Here is a 23,284-nt window from a genome sequence, read left to right on the forward strand (position 1 = left end):
TATTCCCCCTTCAGGGGGTTAGGGGGCTAATATCGCCTCTATCTGCGCCAGTTCATCGGCCGAAAAAATAATATTATCCAGCGCCTTTAATGAATCGGCCAGTTGCTCGGCACGGCTTGCGCCTATTAGTACCGATGTAACGCGGGTATCTTTAAGCAACCATGCCAATGCCATTTGTGCCAGTGTTTGGCCGCGTTGCAGGGCAAGGTTGTTAAGTCTTTTTATCTGGCTCAGGCGTTCTTCAGTTAATTGCGAAGCCTGTAGAAAGCCGGTTGATTTTGCTGCCCTTGAATCTTCGGGGATGCCGTGTAAATATTTGTTGGTTAACATACCCTGGGCCAATGGCGAAAAAGGGATACAGCCCACACCCTCGTTGCCCAGCACATCCATTAAGCCACCTTCAACCCAACGCTCAAACATGGAGTATTTTGGCTGGTGGATAAGGCATGGCGTGCCCAATTCTTTTAATATTTTAATGGCTTTAGCTGCAAGATCGGCAGGGTAGTTGGAAATGCCCGCATATAAAGCTTTCCCCTGGCGAACGATGAGATCAAGCGCTGCCATGGTTTCTTCCAGCGGCGTTTCAGGATCAGGGCGATGGTGGTAAAATATATCTACATACTCCAGGCCCATACGTTTAAGGCTTTGGTCAAGGCTGGCAACCAGGTACTTTTTTGAACCCCAATCGCCATAAGGGCCATCCCACATAGTATAGCCGGCTTTGCTGCTGATGATCATCTCATCGCGGTAACCGCGAAAATCTTCTTTTAAAATGCGACCAAAATTCTCTTCAGCCGAACCCGGCGGCGGGCCGTAGTTGTTGGCCAGATCAAAATGGGTAATGCCGCTATCAAATGCCAGGTGCAAAATTTTGCGGTAGTTTTCGGTAACATCAACGTGCCCGAAATTGTGCCACAATCCCAGTGAAATAGCCGGTAATTTAATGCCGCTATTACCGCAGCGGCGGTATTGCATTTTTTTGTATCTGTCTGCAGATGGTAGATATGTCATATTTATAAAAGGTATGGATTGGGTGTATTGTATCGGAAGTAAAAATAGAATTTTAATCAGAATATTTTGTCTGAATCAGAATTTACAGGATTTTAGAATTTTCAGAATCTAAGCAGGATACACTCCTATAATTCTGTTAATCGTATAATTCTGTGAATTCTGATTCAGACAACCTCGGCCACCACAAAAGTACTGCCACCAACAAAAACCAGGTCGTTATCCCCAGCTGCGTTTTGAGCTGCCTGTAATGCCTGTTTAACCGATGTATATGCCGATCCCTGCAAACCAATGCTTTCAGCCTTCAGCCTTAAGCTCTCGGCCTCCAAACCCCTTGGGATATCGGGTTTGCAAAAATAGTAGGTAGCATCCTTGGGGAGCATGCTTAAAACTTTGGTAATATCCTTATCGTTCACCATACCAATTACAAAATGGAGGTGTTTGTAATTGACGGATGCAATGTTTTGTAAAACCTCCTGTATACCGTCAGGATTGTGGCCGGTATCGCAAATGGTCAGGGGTTTTTCTGTTAATGTTTCCCAGCGGCCATGTAAACCGGTGAGGGTTTTTACTTGCGATAAGCCTGTGCGGATATCATCGTCATTGATATTGAAACCCTGAATACGTAGTTCGTCAATAGCGGTTAACACCGTTTTTACATTTTTGAGCTGATATGAGCCGGTAAGATCAAGCCGGATGTGATAATAAGCAAATTGCGGCTTACGCCTTTCAACTTTGAAATCAAGATATTTATCTGCCCTTGTGGATTTTTTGCTGCCACCATATGTTTTCCATTTCTCCGATGCAAAGGTAATCCCTGATTGTCCTTCCCAAGCTTTGTCAATAAATATCTGTGCTACTTCCGGTTGATGCTCACCGACGATTACAAGAGTATCAGGTTTAATAATGCCCGCTTTTTCGCCTGCAATGAGTTGTAAAGTATCGCCCAGGATATTCATGTGGTCCCAGCCGATATTGGTGATAATGGAAAGTAGCGGATTGATGATATTGGTAGAGTCCAATCGGCCCCCTAACCCAACTTCAATGATGGCTATATCTACTTTCTCTTTTGCAAAAACATCAAAAGCAAGGCCAACAGTCATTTCAAAAAACGAGGGGCGGATCTCATCAAAATCTTTAAGATGATCTTCAACAAAATCAATCACCGTTTGCTCACTGATCATTTGCCCGTTTATGCGGATGCGTTCGCGAAAATCTTTTAGGTGGGGAGACGTGTATAAGCCTGTTTTGTAACCTGCCGTTTGCAATACCGCCGCCAGCATGTGCGACGTAGAACCTTTGCCATTGGTGCCGCCAACATGCACGCTTTTAAATTGATGCTGGGGATTATCAAGGCGTTTGCAAAGCTCGACGGTATTATCGAGGTTAGCTTTATAAGCAGAAGCCCCATCGCGCGTAAACATGGGGAGCTGGGTATATAGGTATTGGATGGTTTCCTGGTAGTTCATGATTCATGGTTGATAGTTCATGGTGATGAAGGTTGAACTACTAACAATGCTACAAATGTAGCATTGAACCGTTAAATTAATGTTTGGTATTGTAAAATTTGAAGCTGTCTGGTTGCCATGAACCATCAACTATGATCCATGAACCAAAGATTAATTTACCTTAAACACAAATACCACAGTACCTACCTGGGTATCAGGTGCCGAATCGAGGGGATTTAGCTTAGAGTTTTTTACAGCATCTTCACATTTTTGCAACAACGCCGCATCGGTTATAGTGGTTCCACGGGCACCGGCACGCGCGTATACTACGTTGCCATCTTTATCAACTCTTATATCAACCATTATTTTGCCTGTTTGGCGGTTGTCGTCGCTAACAGAGGGGCGGCTTACAAAATTACGCTGGGCCATGTTAAGGTTGCCTCCGTTACCAGATCCTGTTCCGTTATAATTGTTAGTTAGCGTAGTGCCTGTAGTTTTGCCCTGGTTTCCCGGTTTATTGCCCGTTCCGTCGCCTTCACCGGTGCCGGTTGTGGCTTTGCCTTTGTAAAGGGCATTTTGGTTCACAACGGGTTTTGCAACCGATTTAGTAGGCTGTGGCGTAGCTACTGCCGTTGTTGGTTTTTTGGTTGGGGCCGCCACTTCAGGCGCATCTTCGGTATTTTGGGTAACAACGGTTTTTTCGCTGGCCTGCGGTGTTGGTTTGTCCTCCGACGGCGGGGCAGGGGTAACTTTGTCGGGTTTGGTATGATTAGCTTTCTCGGCAACCGAAGGTTCTTCTGTACTCATATAATCGTTACCCATGCCTTCATCAACGGTGCCATAATTCACCAGGATACCACCTGTACCTTCCTCTTGCTTAGGCGGGTTTTTAAACACGATAAAATAACATGCCGCTATCAGCAAGGTCATGATAATGCCTGTTGCTAAAAACGCCTTTGGATAGTTATTTTGCTCTTCCCTGTATTCCATTTTATTCAGTTGGCAGTTGCCGGTTTGCAGTTGCATGTTTGCAGTTATCAGTTGCATGTTTGCAGTTATCAGTTGCTCTTTATTTCAAAGTTAAGCAAAAGCAAAACCTTTACGCAAACTGATAACTGCCGAGTGCCCACTGTAAACTGCAAACTGCCTATTTAGGTTCCGTTGCTAAAACCAGTTTAATGTTCAATTTTTGTGCTATATCCAATACCTGTACCACATCCTGTATGGCCACGGTTTTATCTACCGATAAAACAATGGTTAATTCTTTAGCCATCGTTTTGTAGGTTGATAGTTCGTCCATTAGTTTATCTACAGGCACAACCTTTTTATCAACGGTATACACCAGATCTTTAGTAATAGCTACGTTGATTGTTTTTTTGGAGATAGACTGCCCGCTTGACGATTTTGGCAAAACCAGCTTAACCACGTTTGGGTTGGTTACCGTAGATGCGATGAGGAAAAACAAAAGCAGGAAGAACATGATATCGTTCATAGCCGAGGTATGTACCTCGGCAGATGCACTTTTATGTCTTTTTCTTAAATTCATTTGCTTGGCTCCTCTAACAGGTCAATAAATTCAATGGCATCAGTTTCCAGTTTCAGGATCACCTTATCAACCATCATATTTAAAATATGGTAGCACACGTAGGCCACAATACCCACAAATAAGCCGGCGGCTGATGTTACCATTTTTACATATAAACCACCAGATATAACACCCATACTGATGTTATCTGTTTTAGAAATATCGTAAAAAATTTTGATTACACCCGCAATAGTACCCAGGAAACCAAACATCGGCGCAATACCGGCAACAATACCCAGAATACCAATGTTTTTTTCGAGTTTGGATACTTCCAGCTTGCCAATGTTTTCTATCGCGCCTTCAATATCTTTTATCGGGCGGCCAATGCGCAACAGGCCTTTTTGAAGCATACGGCCCAATGGCGTATTGCTGTTACGGCAAATGGCGATGGCCGATTCCAGGTTGCCCGAATGGATACTTGCACGTACCTGTACCATCAGGTTCGACTCATTACGGGATGCCTTGCGGATAGTAAAATAGCGTTCAAAAAATATCACAAGCCCCAGTACAGCAAGTATGCCAATAGGTATCATTACCCAGCCGCCTTTTATCAGCAGGTCGCCAAAACGTAAATCTTCTGCGGGTGCTAATTGAGTGGCTGCATGGTTAGCGGTATCTGCTAAGTGCTTTGCTGTATCTGTTACTGCCTGTATTAATAATAAAGTCATTTCTGATGTTTAACGAGTTGATATGGATACGATGTTATTTCTATTTTCTTTTCTTTTACCAGCCTGTCTTTCTGTGCTTTTGCTTCATCATAAGTTGCAAAGCTGCCGGTTACAACCTTAATGCGCGGACCAGTACCGGGGCCGCTGTAAACGCGGGCATCAACCCCTTTTCTCTGGTAATTATCTGCTTCTGCCTGGGCTTTTTTTACCGTTTTAAACGACCCCAGGATAACGGCGAAAACAGGGCCGGTTGATGAATCGGCAGGCGGGGTGGCAACACTTGCTGTCTTTAACGCAGAATCGGGCTTTAAAATTGCTTTTTTGATGGTATCAGTAGGCTGTGCCGCTTTTTTTACGGAGTCGGTATCGCTTTTTGTAACAGGTGTTGCTTTGGGCTCGGGCGGCAACTGCATTTCCTGGCCTTTGTTCAGGCGCAGCCATTGTGGTTTAAATTTGTAAATGGTTAAACCGGCGCTGGCCAAAATTATTATAGCTATTAATACAATTGCCCAGGTGCTTATACTGCGCCTTGGTTCTGGCTCGTCGTCAAAATATTCTTCGGGTTGATTAACAGTTTCCTCTGACAGGATTTCCCTGATTGGTGGCGGTAATGGCAAAGGCTCCGGCGATTGTACAGCGGCCGTTGTTGCCTGGGGCGTGCCAACAGCTTCTGGCGCGGCAGTGCCCGTTTCAACTGTTACCTCTGGCGCAGCGGGCTGGTTTAGTTTTTTTATGCCGACGGGCGCGTACCCGTAAAACGATGCATTATCAGCATTGCTTATCTTTGATTTAAAGGCAATTTTGCCTTTATCCATAAAAAACCAACCCAGATCGGCAAACGGAACTTCCTGCAAAGCAGCCTCTTGTTTTAAGGAGTTTATGTATTTATCGGTGAAGTACTTAGATGACGCAAGGGAAATTTTTTTCTTTTCGGCGATGTACCTTGTTAAAGTGTCATCACCATCAACTATTTGCGGATTGAACTGTATTTTATAGCCTGGCGGGTAAAATTTGCGTTCGGCATCGTTATACCATGCGCTTACACGAACATGCACAAAATGGCCCAGCCCAGGCACGCTTATTTCGCCGTGCTGGCCCAATAGTTCGCTTAAGTAATTGGCTATATCCATTTGCTAAAATACGGTTTACTACAAAGTTGATATCTTAAAATGAGAAACCAACGCCGCCAAAGATATTAAATCCATAGTTAGGATAGTATACCCAGTTTTGATAACCTGAGTTTAAAATGTTATTTGCCTGCGCAAATACTGTAATAACGGGTGTAACCCGGTATTCAACACCGCCATTCAAATCGGCAAATGACGTAATTTCGCGGTTTTTCATTAACAGGGTTGTATTTGGTGTCGGCGTTCCCAACGGCCCCGGTGTTATGCCGAATGGCCTGTCATAGGCGGTTCCCCTTATCAATAATGAGCCGGTAATGCTTACTTTGTTGTTAATATGAATGGCAGTACCTGCTGTTAACAAAAACTTAGGCAAGTTCCAGGCTTGCGCTTCTGTGGCCATTTTATAGTCCTTAAACTCCACGCGGCCAAAAATGTTTACATCTTCAGTTGCCTTAAAATCAAGCTCGCCATTAAAACCGCTTACACGCGACCGTCCTTTATCATATATCACATCAAACTTGTAACCCTGAGTGGTTTGGGTACTTACAAATAAGGCCATATCTTTTACGCTGTTGCGAAACACTGCAGCTTTAAAGCTAAGCCCGGGTGCCAGCGTGCCTTTTAAGCCGGCGCTGATATCCAATTGATCAACGGAGTTTTGAAGCTTTATATTTTGATTGATATATGGGTTTACATTTGCAAAATCGCGAATAGATGCCCTGTTTACATCACCCTTGGCCTCAACAAAAAGGCGTACATATTTAGGAATTACCTGGTACTCGAGTTTTGCTGCAGGGAAAACAAAAAAGCGGTCATAATCGCCAAATTCTTTAGCGATGGTTACGCCCGCGTCTATTTTATAGTTGGTACCCTGGAATTTAATATAAGGGTTTAACCGCAGAATGCTGTTGTTTAAGTTATAAGCACTATCTTTTGGATTGGCAACATCAATTGAAGCGCCAAGGCCGGTGTAAAACTGTTTAATAGTTTGGTTTACGAAGCCCGAAAGCACAATATTACTCTCACGCGCTTTAAACGCATTGCTAAAAGAATAACCGTTTAGTTTTACCGAGTAGGTAAAGTCGTTTTCAACATTCTTAAAGTTTTTGGCCAGTTCAACTTCGCCGCTGATATCATTAAAATATTGCTTTTGCGGGGTAAAGGTTAAAGGAATTGAATCCGGATGGCCGTAAAAGTAAACTCCACGGCGTTTGTAATTAATACGGCCGCTAATGGTGTTTTCTGAATTGATGCTTTTGATAAATACTCCAACTTCGTCTTTACTTTCGGTTTGCTTATCCCATGAACCCGATTGCGAAAGGTGTTTCAGGAAACCGCCAACCTGTAAAGCCTGGTCGCGGCCGTTACCAAAATACGCTTCGCCAAACAAGGTTTTCATGCTACCCACGCCTGCTTTAACATAGTTGTTAAGCAATACCGAGTCCTGCTCGGCAGGCCGTTTTTGGGCATCAAGGCGTTTAATTTCCGAATCCTGCTCCAGTTTTTTATCCAACGGGGCATAGGCCAACGGCGCCTTAAAAGGTACTTTATCTTCCAGGTCAGGATTACGGCGAATTTTTACCGCATCGGCTAAAACCGGTTTATAGGCAGTAGTTACCACAATCTCTTCTGATAAACTTCCGCCGTTTGCGGGATTGTTGCCGTTGGCCCCACCCTTTTTAGTAGTATCCTGGCTGGTTTTGCTAACTACATCACCCAGTTTTTTTGCACCGGCATCGGTTTTCTTAACAGTAGTTTTTGTTGCAGGTTTTGCGGGTGCCTTGGCCGGCGTTTTGGCTTTAACTGTTTTTACTGTTGCCTTTTTTGCATGTTTCTTTGTTTGCGCTTGTGCAGGAACAAAGTATAATGCTATTATTAAGGTAAGCAGCGTATAGGTGTATCTTAATTTCATTGCTTGTCTTCTTTTATATTACTCTTCGTTATCCTGTTAGTTTTGGGCTGGGGTTTTGGTGGTATCCGCAGGCGCTGCTTTATTGTCGCCGGTATCAGGTACTACAGGTGCGGCATTTTTGCTTGATTTGCCACCGTTTAACACATCCAGTTTTTGTTTGGCCGTTGGCAGTATATCATCATCGGCTTTATAGTTATCAATAATACTTTGCAGGGTTGCTTTAGCCTGGAAATTGTCTTTCAGGGCCCGGTAGTTGTCGGCTAATAAAATATATGTTTTGGCTACCCAATAATCGTAGTTTGGCATCTCCTTAGCCAGGTCAAAACACATTTTTTGCGATGTTTTGTACCGGCCTTTTAAATACTCCACCTGTGCTACATTGTATTTTGCTTCGGCTGCGGCAACTGTTTTGGTGTTGGTTATGGTGTAGTTTAATTCCTTAATTGCGGTGGTTGTATCGCCCCTTTGCAAATAAGCCTTACCTGCATATAAACCTGTGCGGAATTTATCTTCCTGCGCGGTTTTATCGTTTTCTCTAACCAGTTTTACATAGTTCAGCGCGTCGTCCGGCATTTTCATTTCGGCATAGCAAAGCAACAGGTTATTAATGGCAAAGGTATAATCGGCCTTATATTCTGAATTGGTTTCCAACCGTTTCAGAAATACCACTGCTTCGTTATATTTTTGCTGGCTAATGTAAAGCTTGGCCATCGCTATTAATGATTTTTCGCTGTAGGCGCTTGTCCAGTCGTTTAATATCAAATTATAGTCCACTACTGCTTCCTGTGTCCTGTTCAGGTTGGTTAAGCTTTGCGCCCTTATAAACCTTGCTTGTTTTTCGTAAATCTGCTTGCCCGGGAACTTATCAAAGTAAGCGTTTACGGCACCTAACGCGCCTTGCCAGTCGTTTTTTAAATAAAGGTTGTTGGCAGCAGTTATCATAATGCTTTCCTGGTCGGCAGCGGTGTAGTTACCTATTGGTGTGGTAGCCGCATAGCTAATAAATGTTTGGGCATCACCTTTGTCTGTATAAATTTTTTCTATCTGTTTAAGCGCCTGTTTAGCCTCATCGGTTGATGAGTAATCCTGGATCACTTTTTTGAATGATTCAACGGCCACATCATCATTACCGGCATTGTAATCAATTAAACCAATAGTAACCAGCGCACGCGGGATGTAGCTGCTGCGCGGGTATTTCTGAATCATGGCCTGCAAATCTGTTTTGGCTTTATCGCCGTTTGTTTTCAGGAAATAAGTGTAGGCTATCTCGAACGACGCATCATCGGCATAATCAGAATTTGGGAATTTGTTCAGCACATCGTTCAACGTGCTTATCTTGGTATCCAACGAGCCCTGCAATCCCTGGATCATGCCACGCTGAAACAATGCGTAATCTTCGCCCTGGCTATGCCTGGCAATAATGCGGTTGTAGTAATCAAGCGCTTTGCCGTAGCTTTTAAGCACAAAGTAGCTATCGCCAATACGGGTTACCGCGTCGTTTTGGGTACTTTCGTCTTTTACGTCGCCGGCCAGGAACTTTTCAAAATAGTTAGCTGCTTTTTTGTATTGCTCGCCATAAAAGGCAGCGTAACCCACGGCGTAGTTGGCATAGTTGGCCACTTCGGTTTCCTTAGCCTCGGGCATATCTAAAAACCGCTCAAAGGTTTCAACCGACTCGGCATATTTACGTACCTCGTACATGGCTTCGGCCATCCAGTAAGTGGTAAGGGCTGCGGTTTTTGGGTCGATAGGGTTTTTTAGCGACCGAAGAAAAATACCTATGGCGTTTTCAAAGGCGCGCTCGTTATAAAACTCCAATCCACGGTAATAGGTAACCTTTTGATAAGCTATCTGAGCACTTTCTGATTTATTGGGGATGGGTTCCAGGATGTCAACCGCTTCTTTATAATTACGGGAGTTTAGCAGTTCTTCGCCTAATAAAACCTTCATCTCATCATTACGGCGCGAGCGCGGATAGTTTTTAAGATATAAACGCGTGGCGGCAAGGGCTTCGGTATTAAAATCCAGTTCGTATGATAGCTTGGCGTACTCATACAAGGCATCTTCCTGTAATTGCTTGTCGTAATTAAGCTTTGATGCATTAAGGAAAGCGTTACGTGCACTTTGCTTGTTGTTCATTTTCAGGAAAACATCGCCTAAGGTGTAGTTGCCATTTTGGCTGTATACATCTTTTTGCTCCACCAGTTTTTCAAGTTCGCTGGCCGCCTGGGCGTAGTTGCCCACCTTGTAAAAGGTGTAACCTATCTGATAGCTATCCTGTGTGTTTTGGGTACGCCCCTGGTCACGGTCCTGGAAACGGCCGTAGTACTTAACAGCATTGTCAAAATTGCCTTTGGCAAAGTACGATGCGGCAATGATGCGCAGCATTTCGGTTTCGTTTTGCTGGTGGGTGTTATTAACAATAGGTACCGCGTAGTTTATTACATCGTCATAGCGTTTATCTAAAAAGTAAACTGCCGAAATGTAATAAGGGTAGCTGTTTTCGTATTTTTTTGATTTTTTTAACCGCTCAAAGTTTACCAATGCCAGGTGGTAATCTTTGTTGAGGTAGGCTATGTAGGCAAAGTAATAAGTTGCATCCTCGGTAAATTCGGTTTTTTTGGCTTTTACTTCCGCAAAAAGCAATTGGGCTTCTTTATAATTACCTAACGAAAAATAAGCGTAGCCTTTGCGAAATTTATACTCGGTATTATCATGGCCGTTAAGTTCGCCGGCCTGTACTTTATCAAACCATTCAATTGATTTTTCGTAGTTGCCCTGCTTAAAATATGATTTGCCTATCTGGAAATAAGCCAGTTTAGTAAGCGGATTTTCAGGATGTTCTTTAATGAAACGCAGAAACATGCTTTCGGCATCGTCATTATTAAGGTTAAGAGCGCAAAAGGCTTCGTAATACTGGCTGTTTTCTTTTACCAGCGACAAATCCGACTCGAATTTGGGCTGGTTGGTAGTTTTTAGCCGGGCAGTTTCTAATAGCCGGAATTGCTCGGCCGCAGATGCATATTTTCCTTTACTCATCAGGTCGATGGCGGTATGGTAAGTGCGGTAAACCTGGGTAGATGGATTTTGCTGTGCCAGAGCGGTTGAAGCTATAAAAACAGGAATTAGCAGGGGGATGTATCTTTTTTTGATCATAAAGCGCATACTAACGATGATGCTAAATTAGCGAAACGAAAATGGCTAATTAACACAAGTAGTTAACAAATGTGGAAAACACGTTTATAAAACGAAGGTAATACTAAAGATGATATGTGTGTGGAAAACTTTAAAATTGTTGATTGTTCCACAGCCATTGGGCGTTTGCCCAAAATAACCAATTAGTGTAAATCACTGCAATTTTTTAAAACTTTAAGCGTGTTTGATAATATGTTTGTTTGCGTGTGTCGCTCGATTTTGGTGTCGGCCAGGATATACCGTTTTGCCGGTAAAGGACTTAAGCTGTTAATCATTTTGTTTTTTCCGTTGTTTTGTAATGCACAAAAAATAAACGGGCCAATTGTTTTAACCGCCCCGCAATTTTTATTGCCGGCCAACGAGTTTTACATTGCCGGGATTGTGGATGACCGGGATGACCGCGGTGCTGTAGCCTGGCTTTTACCTGCTGCGCAGCTAACCCCAGCCACACCAAAATACAGGGTTGATCTGGTAGGGGGTACGCTACCGGCAGTTAAAGAATATATGGGCAAAAGCCTGCCGCCCGATAAAACATTAAGGCCGGTTATTATCCATATCAAAAAACTAATGGTAGATGAAACTCTGCAGCCGGGAGGTAAAGTTGAAGGCAAATTGAGTATTGTTTTATCATTTTGGTTAAAAAAGGATGATGATGACCTGCGGCTGATTGATTACCGCGGGGGGGCAAACTATACCAGGGGCACAGGGCAGCAAATGGATGTGGGCGGGCTGTTAAGTAACTCGTTACGGGCGGGGCTGTTGTATTTTAATAGCTGGATAGATAAACAAGCTGGGGGCAATATTAAGCTGGCCAAAGGTGTAAAATTAATTTTTAGTGATTATGCCGAACAACCCGAAGGCGACACTATTTACTATTCGGCCAAGCGGCGTTTAAGTTGGGACGATTTTCAGCAAAGGCCCCTTGCCAGTAAATATGAAGCTGAAGTTTTCCCGAGCATAGCTTATGGAGAGCATGTGGAGGTCGTTAAGGGAATAATTAACGTGCACATAAACCTAAAACCATATTTGCCCAAAAGCGCTTGCTGGGTAAAGGATGGAGGCCGTACTCCTTATAATTTAAATCACGAGCAAAGGCACTTTGATATTGTAAAGCTGGTGATGGAGCATTTTAAGCAGCATTTGCTCAAAGAAAGACTTACGGTTGACAATTATGACGGCCCGATTAATGTAGATTACCTCGATTCGTTCAGGGAAATGAACGACCTGCAAAAACAGTATGATGACGAAACAAACCACGGGCTTAATGTAAGCGTGCAGGAGGAGTGGAATAAGAAGATTGATAAAGAACTTAAGCCTTAGATGTGCAGATTTCAGATGTGCAGATATGCAAATTTCAGATGTGCAGATTAACGAACTGATATACAGCTATGCAAATCAAAATCATCTGTAATTTGCACATTTAAAATCTGCACATCTAATTTCATTTATTTTTGAAAGTTTGAAAACTTATCTATATTTGTGCATGGAATTGGCAGAAGCGAAGCTGAAGTTTATTGAGGCCTGGGGAAAGCTGGGTTCGGAGTGGGGCATTAACCGCACTATGGCACAGGTACATGCGCTGCTCCTGGTATCGCCCGATGCTTTGACGACCGAGGAGGTGATGGCTGAATTAAGCATATCGCGTGGCAATGCCAATATGACCCTGCGCGATTTGATTGATTGGGGGCTGGTTGAAAAACAGCACAAAACCGGCGAACGGAAAGAGTTTTTTTATGCCGAGAAAGATACCTGGGTAATTGCACGCCGTGTGGCCGAAGAGCGCAAGAAACGCGAGCTTGACCCGGTTTTGAAGATTCTTGCCCAATTAACCGAAGTTAAAGGTGATGAAAATGAACCCGCCTATAAAACTTTTAAAACATCAATAAACGACATTAATAAACTGGCCAAAAACGTAAATACAACTTTGGATACCATGCTAAAAGCAGAAGAAAGTTGGTTTTTCGGGTCGATATTTAAAATGTTCAAGTAACATTTTTTTTGAATTTTAATTTCAATTCTTTCTGAAAATTAAATAATTAAATATATATAAACACAGATCACAAAATCATGAACTACTTTATTTTAACTTACTTTGTTTACCTGCTGGTAAGCATTGCATTAACTGTTTGGGTTGCCAAAGTATTATTCAAAAACGGCCGCGTTTTTTTGGTGGATATTTTTCACGGTAATAATGAATTGGCCGACTCTGTAAATAAATTGCTTGTAGTTGGCTTTTACCTTGTTAATATTGGGTATATGAGCCTGACTTTGAAAGAAACAGGTAGCATTGGCAGCGCACAGGTAGTGGTGGAGGTGCTAAGCTACAAATTGGGATGGATAATTTTAATTTTGGGAGGTATGCACTTTTTAAACCTGGTTGTGTTTTTTAAACTACGTAGCCGCGCAAAACGGGATAAGGCTTTTAATATAAATATTCAATAAACGTAATAGAAAACAGGTGCTTTTGGGGCCTTACGTATGCCCAAGATAGCAGGGGCGCGATTGGCTAACCTGCTATTTTTACCATTAGGCCGCATGGTTGAGCCGTGCTTTCACACTGTGCAATAATACATCAATGTCAAAGGGTTTGGCTATAAAATCGTCCGGACCGCCATTAGTTTGGAGCACCCTGTCAGAAACATTGTGGCTGGCCGAGATCATAATAACCGGGATGTTATGGGTTTCTTTCATGCCCTTAATGTGTTTGCATAACTCACGTCCATCTAAGCCCCCCAGCATAATATCAAGTAAAATCAAGTCGGGATGATGCTTTCTGATCCTGTCAAAAAGGTAATGACCGTCTGAAAGTGTTTCAACCTCGTAGCCCGATTCTTCAAGTATGTATTGTAAAACCTCCAGTATGTCCTTATCATCATCAACCGCTAATATCCGTCTCATGGTATTGTCTTTTAGTATCTTCAAAAAATGTTATTAATCATTAATTAATAACTTTACGTGGAACATAAGCAAATGTTATACCAAATTAGCTTGATAAGTAGTTTTAAATCAGTGTAATATTGTGCTTATACTTAATTTAATTCAAAATAAATGTAAAAACACCTGAATGAAGAAATGAAAAGATGGGGAATGTTGTAAAAACGAAACAATTTGTACTAATTCTTTGGTTCAAATTTGATGATTGACCTTTGCTAAAGTCATCATTTTTAAATAAGAAAGAAGGAAATTTGACTTGAGGCTCCAAATTCAGCGGTTAACACTATGCTTCATCCTGCCTGGCAAAAATATAACTTGCCTTTTTACATCTGGCACAGAAGTACTTTTTTATAGGTAAAAAAAACAAAACCCTTTTGGTAAACCAGCCACGGCGCATTTTAAAATGGAAAGGGGTTCCACATTTTGAGCAATAATATACTTTTCTTGGTTTTTCGCTGATATTTTGATCGTCTGCCATAGTAATATAGGAATGGCAATTTACAATTTAGCCTGTATAAAACAGTACCCCACGTCCAAATACTACCAATAAGTTAGTATTTATATACTTTTAGTTTATTTTTTATTAGTTAAATTAATAAAAAACATGTCTCTTGCGTTGGCACCGATAACAAATGTATCTTTTAATCGGAAGGAAAAATAAAAAACGCCTGGCAAAAAAACCTCTCGGGATCCTGTCTTCGAGTTCTGCCTTGCATCTTGGGCACAACGGCTTCTTTTTTTGTGGTGCCTTTGTACCTTGCTGAGGGTTTATTTGTACAACCATAATACAATCAGGGGTTTATTGTATTTAATTACGTTTTGTTTTTACTATCACAAAGATATGATTGTTAACAATATTTCAATCATTTAGGTTGTTTATTATCTTATTTTTATTTTTTTTAACGAAAAAGAATTTTTTTTTGAAAAAACATCAGGTTTTAAACAATCTTTTTAAATTCTTGTTAAAAGCGCGGTAAAAAGTAAATAAGAAGCTGTGATATTTCGGCTTAAATAGTGGGGATGAAGCGCAGTTGCGGGGCAATTATTTTATCAGGTTGTTAACTTTCTCTACAAGTTCTACAAGATCAAAAGGCTTATTGATAATGCCGTCGCAACCATAATTTAAAAGGTGGTCATCATTACTTAAATAAGCCGAAAATATAATAACGGGCGTGTTGCCAAATTTGGGATGCACTTTGATTGTTTTGCAAATTTCGCCGCCATTTGTGCCGGCCACGCGATAATCCAATATAACCAGATCGGGAGCGAACTCTTCTATTAGCGGTAATACGTCCCCACTGTTTGAGGTACTGCGTACTTCAAATTGTTCGTACGTGAGTGTCTCGTGGACAATTTCTAAAATGTCCTGATTATCGTCTAATACTAAAATACGCTTTGACATAGTAAACGTAAAGGGTGAAGAGGGCCTAAAATGTATTAAAGTATCTTTAACTAACGCTGTTGAATAAAATAACAGTAGGGGAGGCCATTATTAACGATAAATCAGCACACAAACCTAAACATTTTTTATAGAGTGACATAAAAAAAGAATATGGCTTTAGTGATTTTTTTGTTTTAATTAATTTTCTTTAAGAAAAGAAGAAGATAGTTGAGGCTTTTGCCAGCTTTTAAGCAAATAATTAATGGCTGTTATCTTCATAAATTTATCAGTTTGCATAAAAGCTTAAATCAAATATAGTTGCTACTTTAGTCGCATCACATTTGGCCTACGTGTCCAATTTAACAATTTGATGTAATGGTGTTAGCAATTATCCTTATTTGTATTATCCTGCTTATTTTATTGGTAAGCTGGGGCAAGGTAAACCCTTTTGTAGCTTTTCTTATTGTTGCTATAGCCGCGGGGTTAATGTTGGGCATTCCGATAAATAAGCTGATGGCCTCTGTGCAAAAAGGTATGGGCGATATTATGGGCAAATTGCTTATTATCATTTGCCTGGGCGCCATGTTGGGTAAACTTGTGGCCGTTAGCGGAGCTGCCCAAAAAATAGCCGAAGTATTGGTTAGGGCGGTTGGCCAAAAACATATACAGTGGGCACTGGTTTCGGCCGGTTTTATCATCGGTATCCCGCTTTTTTATGGAATTGGCTTTGTATTAATGGTGCCGCTTATATTTTCGGTGGTTTATAAATATAAATTACCGGCGGTTTATATTGGCTTACCCATGCTGGCCTCATTATCGGTTACGCATGGTTTTTTACCGCCGCACCCATCGCCATCGGCGCTGGTAGCTATGTTTCATGCCAACATGGCCACAACTTTTATTTATGGCTTGATGATAGCCATACCGGCCATTATAATTGCCGGCCCGTTGTTTGCCCGGTTTTTAAAAAAAATACCTTCGGAACCTTTGGCTACTTTCAGGGCCGATGAACTGCCGCCCGAAAAATTGCCCGGCGCTGTAAATAGTTTTCTTACTGCCTTACTGCCGGTGATATTATTAATGCTCTCGGCCTTGTTCCCGTACCTGGGTATCAAAAATGCTTTCGTGGTAAAATTGATAGCTTTCCTTGGCGATCCTTCCATAGTAATGTTGGTTGCGCTCCTGGTGGCCACTTTTACGCTGGGTATTAAACAGGGAAAAAAAATGGGCACCCTGGCCGGTAATTATACCGATGCTGTTAAAGACATAGCGCTCATACTGCTTATTATTGCCGGCTCGGGAGCTTTAAGCGAAGTTTTAACCGCCAGTGGCGCCAGCGATCAGATTGCCGATCAGTTAAAGGCCTTGAACCTGCCGCCATTGCTTTTAGGTTGGGTTATAGCGGCCATTATTCGTGTTAGTTTAGGATCGGCAACGGTGGCCGGGCTTGCAGCGGCGGGAATTTTGGTAAAATTGGTAACCAAAAGTCACGTTGATCCTAATTTAATGGTGCTATCTATAGGTGCAGGAAGCCTGGCGTTTTCGCATGTTAATGATTCGGGCTTTTGGCTTTTTAAAGAATATTTTAACATCAGCATAAAAGATACCATCAGGTCATGGTCGGTAATGGAAACGTTGGTTTCATTAACAGGCCTTGCGGGAGTATTAATTATTAACCAGTTTGTAAAGTAAGGCCCGTAATGAAAAAACTTATAAAATTAATAACAGTATTGTTAATAGCGCTTACAGCAAACCTTGCCGGTTTTGGACAGGAAGCGGCCGGAAACTTTTATACAGCGGCCGACGGTGTAAAAATTTATTACGAGGTTAAGGGCAGCGGAATGCCGGTTGTGCTTATTCACGGGTTTTCGGGCACTGGGCAGGGATGGAAAAACGGGCACCTTTACCCCGATTTGCTTGCTGCCGGTTATAAAGTGATTGTACTTGACCAACGCGGCAACGGACAGTCGGACAAGCCGCATACAGATGCTGGTTACGCTAACGATGCCGAGGCTAAAGACATAATGGGGTTGGTAAGCAGCCTGGGGATCAAAAAATATAACGTGGTGGGCTATTCGCGCGGGTCTATCATCGCATCGCGGTTACTGGTGCTGGATAAGCGGGTGCAAAAATTGGTAATGGGCGGTATGGGCGATGCATATACCAATCCCGAATGGCCAAGGCGCGTGCACGCATACAAAGCCTTGATGGGCGATACAAGTTTTCATGATGTGGATGGTATGATAAAATATATTCATAGTAACCCGGCTTTTGATGTACCTGCATTGGCTTTGCAACAAAAATATCAGCCGTCAACAAGTCCGGAGGAATTGGCTAAAGTGAAAATTCCGGTATTGCTGATAAATGGCACAGAAGATCATGACGGCGGATCTGAAACAGCATTACATAAAATGATCGCGACATCCAAACTAAGTTATGTGCCTGGCGACCATAACGCTGCATCAAAAACGGTACAGTTTTCGGCCAGCGTGATGGAGTTTTTTAAATAAACTTTGAGTAGGGCATTGCTGACTATTGATAGTGGGGACGGGGCGGAGTTGAATGAAGTGTTGTAATATCGGGCGTTTTTATAGCCATTTATTTTTCTAAGGGTTGTTCAAGACTGTGCAGGACACCTAAATAAAAATATCGTTTTACATTGCGGGTGTTATGCTGAAAGAGTACTTTGGGTATACCGTACCCATGATTTTGCTAAAAGCTTTTACTACTATTATAAACCCGGATATTCCTTTTTAAGATGAAACAATGTTTACGCAAACCTGCGCTTTACACCGCTTTATTGTTTATTTGTTTGTTTAAAATTTCGGCAGTTGCTTTTGCACAAACGCCTGCAACTACGGGCCTGAAGTGCGAATACCTGGTTGCTCCGATAGGTATCGATACCAAACATCCGCGTTTAACCTGGCAAATGGCCGATGCGCGGCAGGGCGCAGCCCAAACCGCATATCAACTGTTTGTAGGTGCCGATTCGGCGGCCGTTGCCACAGGCAGGGGTGATAGCTGGACAACTGCCAGGGTAGTTTCGGCTGCCAGCCTGGTTACCTACAACGGCAAGGCCCTGCAGCCATTTACCAAATATTTTTGGAAGGTTATTGTATGGGATAAGGCCGGTAAAAAATTAAACGCATCGGCAATTACAAGCTTTGAAACCGGCATGATGGAAATGCGAAACTGGAAAGGATCGTGGATAAGCGATAATAAAGGTATATCTGTTAACCCCGCACCCTATTTTCGTAACACCTTTAAAGTGGGTAAAACTGTCAGGGCGGCAAGGGCGTATATCGCGGTAGCCGGTTTGTATGAGCTTTACATTAATGGTAAAAAAATTGGCAACCACAGGCTCGACCCGATGTATACCCGGTTTGACAGGCGCACACTTTATGTTGCCTATGACGTAACCGCCAACCTGCAAAATGGTAAAAACGCGGTAGGCGTATTATTGGGCAACGGCTGGTACAACCACCAAAGCACAGCTGTATGGTTTTTTCACCAGGCGCCGTGGCGCGGAAGGCCAGCTTTTTGCATGGATTTAAGGGTGACTTATACCGACGGCACTACCGAAACGATATCATCTGATACCCGGTGGAAAACATCACTGAGCCCCGTAGTATTCAACAGTATTTATACCGCCGAACATTATGATGCCCGCAAGGAGCAGCCCGGATGGAATACCCCCGATTTTATCGACTCGGCATGGAAAAACGTTATCAACCGCTCGGCCCCATCAGCAAATATTGTGGCCCAAAGCCTGCAGCCTATTCGCAATGTAGAGGAGATAGCCACCAAAACCGTTACTAAAATTGATAATAACCTATGGGTGTTTGATATTGGCCGCAATATATCCGGCGTAAGCCAGATTACCGTTAAAGGTGATTCGGGCACTGTGATCCGACTGAAACACGCTGAACGGCTGAACAAAAACGGCCACGTAGATCAATCCAATATCGATCTGCATTACCGCCCAACCGATGATAAAGACCCTTTCCAGACCGATATTTTTATCCTGGGCGGCAAAGGCGAAGAAACCTTTATGCCTAAGTTTAACTATAAGGGATTTCAGTATGTAGAGGTAAGCAGCAGCAAGCCCATCCAGCTGACCAAAGAAAGTTTAAAGGCTTACTTTATGCACAGCGATGTACAGCCGATAGGCGAGGTAAGCTCATCAAACCAAACTATTAACCAAATTTGGAGCGCCACCAACCACAGCTACCTGAGTAACCTGTTTGGCTACCCAACAGATTGCCCGCAACGCGAAAAAAACGGCTGGACAGGCGATGCCCACATAGCCAGCGAAACAGGACTGTATAATTTTGATGCCATCACCATTTACGAAAAATGGCTGGCCGACCACCGCGACGAGCAACAGCCCAACGGCGTATTACCATCCATTATCCCTACCGGCGGCTGGGGCTATGAGTGGGGTAACGGCCCCGATTGGACAAGCACCATTGCCATCATCCCCTGGAATATCTATTTGTTTTATGGCGATAGCAAACTGCTGGCCGATAGCTATACCAGCATCGAAAAATATGTGAACCACATAGATGAGCTTTACCCAACCGGCCTTACCAGCTGGGGCCTTGGCGACTGGGTGCCGGTGAAATCTGTTTCGCCGGTCGAGCTTACCTCATCGGTTTATTATTATAAAGATGCAACGATATTGGCCAAAGCAGCCCATATTTTGGGTAAACAAGCCGACTTTGTAAAATATACGGGCCTGGCTACGAAAATAAAAAACGCCATCAATGCCAAATACCTTAATATGCAAACCGGCATTTACGGTCAGGGTTTTCAAACCGAGCTGAGTGTTCCGTTATTTTGGGGTGTGGTACCCGATAACATGAAAAGCAAGGTGGCTGCTAACCTGGCTGCCCGCGTTGCTGCCGATAATTACCACCTGGATGTGGGTATTCTTGGTGCCAAAGCCATTTTAAGCGCCCTGAGCGACAATGGTTACCCCGATGTAGCGTACAGGATAGCATCGCAGGAAACCTTCCCTTCCTGGGGATGGTGGATGGTGAACGGCGCCACAACGCTGTACGAAAATTGGCAGATTGATGCCAAATCTGATATCTCCCTCAACCATATTATGTTTGGCGAAATCGGCGCCTGGTTGTACAAAGGCATTGCAGGCATTCAGCCGGATGCAAATGAGCCCGGATTTAAAAATGTGATCCTGGCACCGCATTTTGTGCCCGGTTTAAATGAGTTTACAGCCACGCATGCTGGCCCCTACGGCAAAATTTTATCGTCATGGAAACGGGAGGGGAGCAGTGTTACTTATAAGGTAATTATACCTGCAAATTCAACGGCAAGTATCACTTTCCCTGTAGCTAAAGTTACCTTATCAGGTAAATTAATTGGGAGGGAATATAAAGCAGTGGCGGGCAACTATGAGTTTAAAATAAGCCCCCCGGCCCCCTAAAGGGGAGTTTTTGCTTATCGCACTCGTTTTAATGAACCAGTGTTAACCTAAATGACGTTAAACTGACAGGCCGGTAACACAACCGGCCTGTTTTGTATATAGCTTTGTTACATCGGGGACCTGCAACCCGGTTAGCTACCATGTACTACAAATTAACATTAATAATCCTGCTGATTGTAAATACAGCATTTGCACAAAACGATGAGGGCTGGGTGTTAAAACACAGTAACGACGGCGTAAATATATATACCCGCAAAGTACCCAACTCAAAAATAAACGCCATTAAAGTAGAGTGTCATTTTGATGTTCCGGCATCGCGGCTGGTTGCCGTTTTGATGGATGTAAAAAATAGTGAAGACTGGCTTTACCATACTTCATCAAACTATATTATAAAACAGGTATCGCCATCGGAGTTATATTACTATTCGATGGTAGAAGTTCCCTGGCCGGTGAGTAACCGCGATTTTATAGCCCACATTAAAGTATCGCAGGACGCGGTTACCAAAGTCATTACTGTTGATGCACCCTGCATTCCTGATATGGTACCCCGGAAGGCCGGTGTGGTGCGCGTGGCCGATTCAAAAGGCAAATGGGTACTTACGCCTGTTGGTAAAGATAAAGTGAAAGTATTGTACACCCTGCATGCCGATCCTGGTGGTAGTATCCCTGCTTGGCTAAGCAATATGTTTGCCACCAAAGGCCCAACCGAAAGTTTTCAAAAACTAAAATTGCAACTACAAAAACCCGCCTACAAAAACGTAAAAGTACCTTACATAACTGAGTAAGGCCCCCAGTCCCCTAAAGGGGGAGTTTAAGATATTCGATTGTTCTATCCTTTTACACCGGCTGTGCCCAAGCGAATTGCCATCGCAATTTCACATTTATATTAACCCTAAGGCAAATGACCTTGTACTGACAGGTAAAATAAATAAGCCTTATAGTTTTGATGTAACGGATCCTGTAACCCGTAACAACATGAAAAAAAAATTAACCTTGCTACTCCTGTTGGTTGTGAATTTTGCCTTTGCAAACCCCGACGGTAGCTGGACCCTTGATAAAAACGACGACGGTATTAAAGTTTATACCCGCAATATAGCTTCCTCAAAAGTTAAAGCAATTAAAGTGGAGTGCAGTCTTGACGCAACCCCGTCGCAATTGGTGGCGGTTTTAATGGATATCAGCAATGGCGACGGCTGGGTGTACCATACCGCTTCAAGCTATGTTATCAAACAGGTGTCACCGTCCGAATTATATTATTACTCGTTGGTGAATGTGCCCTGGCCGGTGCACAACCGCGATTTTATTGCCCACATAAAAGTTACGCAGGATCCGGTTACCAAGGTAATCACCGTTGATGCACCCTGCATTGCCGATATGGTGCCCCGAAAGCCCAATACCGTACGGATAGAAGAATCAACCGGAAAATGGATTATAACCCCAACCGGTGATGGCAAGGTGAAAATTGAGTACACCCTTCATGCCGATCCCGGAGGCAATATCCCCTCCTGGCTGGTAAATATGTTTGTAACGCAGGGCCCCATAGAAAGCTTTAAAAAGCTAAAGCTGCAATTACAAAAGCCAGCCTACAAAAATGCAAAGCTGGCTTATATAATAGATTAAATATGCAGATTTCAGATGTGCAAATTTCAGATGATTTGTGATTCTTGGAAACAATAAGTAAGCTTTGTAAGATTGTCGAATGCCTGTAGTTACGGTTTTGCTGATTAAAAAAATCTTGATAATTCCGACCTGACCATTTCTGTCTTGACTCTTAACTCTTGACTCTTCTTTTAATTTTTATGTACCCCATAACCCAAACCCAGTACCAGGGTTAAAAACACGCCGTTGGGTTTGCTGTCGGGGCCGGTCGTAAGTTTGTGGCCATCCACCTTCCAGTCGCTATTGTTGGCGGCGATGTAGTAGCCTGCACGGATGCCTATCGGGATGGTGCGGTCGACAGTTACACAATCCATTTGTTTTGATTTAAGGTGTATCACGTAATCAAATCCACCTCCAAGTTCGATGCCAAATGTATGCTGGTTAAGCGTTTTGCTTGATGAACTTTGGGTAATCTCCTGCCCAAAATCGGTAGTGCTGTTAATATTGCCATTATCCTTCACTTTAAGGAACGAGTTTTGGAAATTAAGGCCCACAGTTGGATAAAAACGGTAGGCCGTGTTGGTTGATAGGTTGTAACCTGCCCCAACCTGGATTTGCCCTCTGAAAACCGACACCTTTACATCGTTAGCCGTTACCGACTCGGGCGCTGTACCGCCAATACCCAGTGTTGTAATAAAGCGGTTATTGTACATCCTGGTCATTGATAGGTTAAACCATGTGCTGTTGTTGGTCAGCAAGGGGAAGCCTTTTGGCACCAAATAAGCATTAATATCGCGTACGTTGTTTTTACGGTACTCGGCTTGCAATTCAAGGCCGCCGGTCATATCTTTATGCCAGCCGCTGTGCATCCGGTTTTTAGTTTTAACGGTATCGGCGTTTTGAGCCTTCGCCAGAGTAGGGGTAAGGCCAATGACAACTAACGATAGCCGTACTGTATTAGTAAATATCTTTTTCATAGTT

19 protein-coding genes are annotated in these 23,284 nt (G+C 43.0%); 8 read left to right on the forward strand and 11 right to left on the reverse strand.

Annotated elements, in window-relative coordinates; genetic code table 11:
- Positions 1 to 18 precede the first annotated feature (18 nt).
- The 8 genes from mgrA to PQ469_RS04715 form a co-directional block, all read right to left on the reverse strand.
- Entirely contained in the window at positions 19 to 1,011 is a 993-nt protein-coding gene (mgrA, locus tag PQ469_RS04680) for an L-glyceraldehyde 3-phosphate reductase (RefSeq protein WP_274211900.1), read from the reverse strand.
- Between the two features lie 164 nt (positions 1,012 to 1,175).
- Entirely contained in the window at positions 1,176 to 2,477 is a 1,302-nt protein-coding gene (locus PQ469_RS04685; protein WP_274211901.1) for a bifunctional folylpolyglutamate synthase/dihydrofolate synthase, read from the reverse strand.
- Between the two features lie 150 nt (positions 2,478 to 2,627).
- Complete coding sequence (locus PQ469_RS04690; protein ID WP_274211902.1) at positions 2,628 to 3,503, reverse strand: energy transducer TonB; 876 nt, start codon at positions 3,501 to 3,503, stop codon at positions 2,628 to 2,630.
- Positions 3,504 to 3,603: 100 nt separating this feature from the next.
- Entirely contained in the window at positions 3,604 to 4,002 is a 399-nt protein-coding gene (locus PQ469_RS04695) for an ExbD/TolR family protein (RefSeq protein WP_090643595.1), read from the reverse strand.
- Positions 3,999 to 4,709, reverse strand: coding sequence for a MotA/TolQ/ExbB proton channel family protein (locus tag PQ469_RS04700; protein ID WP_090643596.1), 711 nt, complete (start codon positions 4,707 to 4,709; stop codon positions 3,999 to 4,001). The genes PQ469_RS04695 and PQ469_RS04700 overlap by 4 nt, the downstream gene beginning before the upstream one ends.
- Entirely contained in the window at positions 4,706 to 5,839 is a 1,134-nt protein-coding gene (locus PQ469_RS04705) for an HU domain-containing protein (protein WP_274211903.1), read from the reverse strand. The genes PQ469_RS04700 and PQ469_RS04705 overlap by 4 nt, the downstream gene beginning before the upstream one ends.
- Positions 5,840 to 5,873: 34 nt before the next feature.
- The gene (locus tag PQ469_RS04710; protein ID WP_274211904.1) at positions 5,874 to 7,748 is read right to left on the reverse strand and encodes a TonB-dependent receptor; all 1,875 of its coding nucleotides are present in this window, start codon (positions 7,746 to 7,748) and stop codon (positions 5,874 to 5,876) included.
- 36 nt (positions 7,749 to 7,784) lie between these two features.
- Entirely contained in the window at positions 7,785 to 10,904 is a 3,120-nt protein-coding gene (locus tag PQ469_RS04715; RefSeq protein WP_274211905.1) for a tetratricopeptide repeat protein, read from the reverse strand.
- Between the two features lie 219 nt (positions 10,905 to 11,123).
- On the opposite strand from PQ469_RS04715, the gene PQ469_RS04720 reads away from it, so the two are divergent.
- The 3 genes from PQ469_RS04720 (at position 11,124) to PQ469_RS04730 (ending at position 13,385) form a co-directional block, all read left to right on the forward strand.
- The gene (locus PQ469_RS04720; protein ID WP_274211906.1) at positions 11,124 to 12,263 is read left to right on the forward strand and encodes a hypothetical protein; all 1,140 of its coding nucleotides are present in this window, start codon (positions 11,124 to 11,126) and stop codon (positions 12,261 to 12,263) included.
- Between the two features lie 163 nt (positions 12,264 to 12,426).
- Positions 12,427 to 12,933: a GbsR/MarR family transcriptional regulator gene (locus PQ469_RS04725; RefSeq protein WP_274211907.1), complete on the forward strand. Its 507-nt coding sequence runs from the start codon at positions 12,427 to 12,429 to the stop codon at positions 12,931 to 12,933.
- 77 nt (positions 12,934 to 13,010) lie between these two features.
- A complete protein-coding gene (locus tag PQ469_RS04730; RefSeq protein WP_274211908.1) occupies positions 13,011 to 13,385 on the forward strand; it encodes a hypothetical protein in 375 nt (124 codons plus the stop codon).
- Positions 13,386 to 13,469: 84 nt separating this feature from the next.
- On the opposite strand, the gene PQ469_RS04735 is transcribed toward PQ469_RS04730, so the two are convergent.
- Positions 13,470 to 13,841 carry a response regulator transcription factor gene (locus tag PQ469_RS04735; RefSeq protein ID WP_274211909.1) on the reverse strand — a complete coding sequence of 124 codons (372 nt, stop codon included), beginning with the start codon at positions 13,839 to 13,841 and terminating at the stop codon, positions 13,470 to 13,472.
- Positions 13,842 to 14,919: 1,078 nt separating this feature from the next.
- Entirely contained in the window at positions 14,920 to 15,279 is a 360-nt protein-coding gene (locus tag PQ469_RS04740) for a response regulator transcription factor (RefSeq protein ID WP_090643628.1), read from the reverse strand.
- Between the two features lie 354 nt (positions 15,280 to 15,633).
- Here PQ469_RS04740 and PQ469_RS04745 point away from each other — a divergent pair, with 354 nt between their 5' ends.
- The 5 genes from PQ469_RS04745 to PQ469_RS04765 all read left to right on the forward strand — a co-directional run bounded on the left by PQ469_RS04745 (position 15,634) and on the right by PQ469_RS04765 (position 22,324).
- Positions 15,634 to 16,950, forward strand: a complete 1,317-nt coding sequence (locus PQ469_RS04745; protein WP_274211910.1) for a GntT/GntP/DsdX family permease — start codon at positions 15,634 to 15,636, stop codon at positions 16,948 to 16,950.
- Between the two features lie 8 nt (positions 16,951 to 16,958).
- Complete coding sequence (locus PQ469_RS04750) at positions 16,959 to 17,768, forward strand: alpha/beta fold hydrolase (protein WP_090643636.1); 810 nt, start codon at positions 16,959 to 16,961, stop codon at positions 17,766 to 17,768.
- A gap of 248 nt (positions 17,769 to 18,016) precedes the next feature.
- On the forward strand, positions 18,017 to 20,704 hold the full coding sequence (locus PQ469_RS04755) for an alpha-L-rhamnosidase (protein WP_274211911.1): 2,688 nt from the start codon (positions 18,017 to 18,019) through the stop codon (positions 20,702 to 20,704).
- 140 nt (positions 20,705 to 20,844) lie between these two features.
- Positions 20,845 to 21,489 (forward strand): START domain-containing protein, encoded by a 645-nt coding sequence (locus PQ469_RS04760; RefSeq protein ID WP_274211912.1) that lies wholly within the window; start codon positions 20,845 to 20,847, stop codon positions 21,487 to 21,489.
- Between the two features lie 190 nt (positions 21,490 to 21,679).
- Complete coding sequence (locus PQ469_RS04765; protein ID WP_274211913.1) at positions 21,680 to 22,324, forward strand: START domain-containing protein; 645 nt, start codon at positions 21,680 to 21,682, stop codon at positions 22,322 to 22,324.
- A gap of 170 nt (positions 22,325 to 22,494) precedes the next feature.
- Here PQ469_RS04765 and PQ469_RS04770 read toward each other — a convergent pair whose 3' ends face one another.
- A complete protein-coding gene (locus PQ469_RS04770; protein WP_274211914.1) occupies positions 22,495 to 23,280 on the reverse strand; it encodes a hypothetical protein in 786 nt (261 codons plus the stop codon).
- Positions 23,281 to 23,284 lie beyond the last annotated feature (4 nt).

It is taken from the genome of Mucilaginibacter sp. KACC 22773, assembly GCF_028736215.1.
Lineage (GTDB): Bacteria > Bacteroidota > Bacteroidia > Sphingobacteriales > Sphingobacteriaceae > Mucilaginibacter.